The organism is Limnospira sp. PMC 289.06, assembly GCF_032350395.1.
Classification (GTDB): domain Bacteria; phylum Cyanobacteriota; class Cyanobacteriia; order Cyanobacteriales; family Microcoleaceae; genus Limnospira; species Limnospira platensis.
Window position 1 is genome coordinate 1 of the sequence record NZ_JARPLC010000229.1, and the last position, 3,328, is coordinate 3,328.

The 3,328-nt window shown below is 47.2% G+C and carries 2 protein-coding genes and 1 pseudogene; all 3 read left to right on the top strand.

Translation table 11 applies throughout. From position 1 onward, the window contains the following. Positions 1-264: pseudogene (locus tag P5674_RS23775) on the top strand (transposase); the annotation flags it as partial. 382 nt (positions 265-646) lie between these two features. Further along, a complete protein-coding gene (locus tag P5674_RS23780) occupies positions 647-2,878 on the top strand; it encodes a PP2C family protein-serine/threonine phosphatase (protein ID WP_006616187.1) in 2,232 nt (743 codons plus the stop codon). 210 nt (positions 2,879-3,088) lie between these two features. Then, a partial coding sequence (locus tag P5674_RS23785; RefSeq protein WP_315643257.1) for an IS630 transposase-related protein occupies positions 3,089-3,328 on the top strand: 240 nt, incomplete at its 3' end.

Here is a 3,328-nt window from a genome sequence, read left to right on the forward strand (position 1 = left end):
ATGGATTCTGTTCTCAAGGCTGCGTCCTAACCGTATTGACTAGTGCTATAGTATTGGACAATGCAACGTTTCATAAAGGGGGGCGGCAGGCTGAACTGGTGGAGGCAGCTCAATGCCGTTTACTCTATCTTCCGCCTTATTCGCCAGACCTCAACAAGATAGAGAAATGTTGGTCGTGGTTGAAAGCCCGCATTCGCCATTGCACGTGAGCAGTTTGATTCTCTCCATGATGCCATGGATTCTGTTCTCAAGGCTGCGTCCTAACCGTATTGACTAGTGCTATACGTCCTAACTTTCCTGTCTTGTACTATGCGTCCTAACTTTTCTGTCTTGTGCTATAAATCCCGGTCCTATGATAACTATACTGGGAGATAATAAGCGCTACAATAGTTCACACCAGCCAGTCACTCAGCGCCAATAACTGTAGGGTGCGTCACATCCCGACAATTTTCGGAAAACACGAAAAGATTACATTTCGTGACGCACGCGCCCCTTCTGCACCACTCTATGTGTTGTTGTTCCAATGCTTGGCTGCTGTCTGTGTCGTAACCCTCGATTGTATTGGTATGAAACGAGACACTCTGGTCTGGTATCCAAATATTCCCTGAACCCAATTTGGTGGCTACTCCAGATGTGAGAACCCTCTATGCAAAATGATATGCGAAAATACTATCTATGGGCGCTCGTTACGGGCTTTGAGGATATGCCCGCTGGAACTTTGATTGCCGATCGCTATCTCAGCCAGGGCGGTCGTATTTTTGTGGACACTCAACCCGAACAACTTCCGCAAACTCCCGGAAATGATATTACCGCCGAGGAGATTTCCTGTTACCTGAAACTGTTTTCTGAGCGACTCCACATTCCCCAGGTCTATGGGTGGATACCTGCAGCCAAAAGTCCCCTAAAAAAAGATATATGGCTGTTAGAAGGATGCCCCATTGAACCTAAGTCGGGGGAACTTCGACCATTACTATCCCAAGTCTGGGAAGAAACATCAGCCATGCGTCAATTAAGCTGGTTATGGCAGATAGCTACATTGTGGTATCCCTTGAGTTGTCAGGGGGTCGCTTCCAGTCTACTTGATTTTGACCTGCTGCGGGTAGAAGGGCCTCTGGTCAGATTATTGGAATTACGCTACCAAGCTAAAGCCGCAGGACTATCTCAACTGGGGTCAGTTTGGCAATCGTTAATTCCTACAGCAGATCGCCGGATTCAGAAATTTTTGGAACAACTTACCCAACAACTGATAGCCGGGGAAATTAGAAAGTCGATGCGCTTGGCCAGTCAACTAGACCAAGCCTTAGTCATTTGTGGACGGTCTTTAGAAAGACAAGTCGATATTGTCACCGTCACAGATGCAGGTCCTACGCGATCGCATAATGAAGATGCCTGCTATCGGTCCGCGTACAACGATGGTATTGATGAAAACTCCATGGCTTTGGCTATTGTCTGCGATGGTATTGGCGGACAGGAAGGCGGCGAGGTGGCTTCTGGTTTAGCTATTGAAATTGTACGGGAACAAATGGAAAAAATTCCCCTACCAACCGCCAATTGGGACCCCCTTTCCTTGACCAATCGGTTGAAGCGAGCCATTAGTATTGCTAACGATGCCATTAGCGATCGCAATGATACCGAAGAGCGCCAGGGTCGTCAACGCATGGGAACTACTATAGTCATGGCTTTGGCTCATGTTCATGAAATATATTTAACCCATATTGGAGACTCCCGCGCCTACTGGATTACACCTGAGGGTTGCTACCAGGTTACCCTTGATGATGATGTCGCCTCCCGAGAAGTTAGACTAGGCTATACCATCTATCGTGAAGCCATACAAGCAATTTCATCGGGAGCCCTAATTCAAGCCCTCGGAATTACCCACTCTCTCAATTTACATCCTACCATCCAGAGATTTCCCGTTGACTCCGATTGTATCTTTGTCCTATGTTCCGATGGATTGAGCGATCGCGATCGGGTAGAACAATATTGGGAGAGCGAAATCTTACCAGTTTTGCAGGGTCAAACTACCCTCCCATCAGTACGAGATCGCCTCTTGAAAATTGCCAACACCCAAAACGGCCATGATAACGTTACCATCGCCCTACTGCATTTTCAAGTTTCCCCCAAGACAATTCAAGACTTACCGGAAATTTCCGTTCCTACCGCCATTAGTCTCAACGATGACACCATAGCCGATAGCTCATCAGACCTCAGCGGTTCTGACGACTCAGCTATGCAAACCGAATTAATTGTAGTTGACAAAAACAAAAGCCGTTCAATTTGGTTATTATCATTAGGCATTTTAATACTGTTGGGTATTGGCGGGGCCTTAGCTTGGACATTCCTAGGGGGTGATCAGACCACAGAACCCGACGAACCGCCTACTAGCACCCCCCTTACCACCAGACCCGCTGATCCTTCTCTCCCTACCCCAACTGTCCCCTATGGCGCAGGTGTTCCGCTTGGATCAGTCATCCAATTGAGTTCTGCTCGCACTATACAGAATAACATCCCCCCAAGTCCTATTGTATTGCACCAAGACTTTGTGGAAGGGGAATTAAAAGGGGAAGTTCCTAGCAATAGTGTCTTTCAGGTTCTCGAACGACAAACAACCCAAAATGACGGAACTTGGGTAGAGTTAAAAGTGTGTTCGGTTCCCTCATCGCATAATCTAGCTACACCAGACAATAATACCCCTTTACCGACAGAATTGGACGACTCCGACCCTCAAGGGATTAATCAACCCATAGATAACCCAGAGCCAATTACCACCCTACAAGCCGGAGACAGAGGCTGGCTCCGAGACGGTGATGTTCAAAGTCTCTGGGTGACTGATGCTATGATTGGACCAGAACAATATGGAGATTGCAAAGTTAATTAAGTCGGAATATTGGGCGATAATTAGCCAGATATGGTAGGGGTCGAACGGGAAGTCACCTTCCCGAACTCCCATTCAAAACCGTGCTTGAGACTTTCACCTCACACGACTCCTGATGTGGATACCCTTTTGTCAAAAGGAACAGAGTTATAGCACAAGACAGGAAAGTTAGGACGTATAATGGAGAGGACGAGATGACTAAGAAGACCAAAAATGCCAGCCCCCTATAGTTACGACCTCAGACAAAAAGTTATTGATGCAATTGAACTAGACGGTATGCCCAAAACCAAAGCCAGTCAATTTTTCCATCTCAGCCGGAACACTATCAATCTCTGGCTGCAAAGAAAAGAACACACCGGAGACTTCCTCCCTAAACCTAATCGCCCACCTGGTCATAACCACCAAATTACCGACTGGCACAAATTCAAGGCTTTTGCCCAAGAGCATGGCCAC

What these genes read in the sequence shown, in the direction of transcription:
- P5674_RS23780 (WP_006616187.1), top strand. Translation starts at nt 647, where the DNA reads ATGCAAAATGATATGCGAAAATACTATCTATGGGCGCTCGTTACGGGC.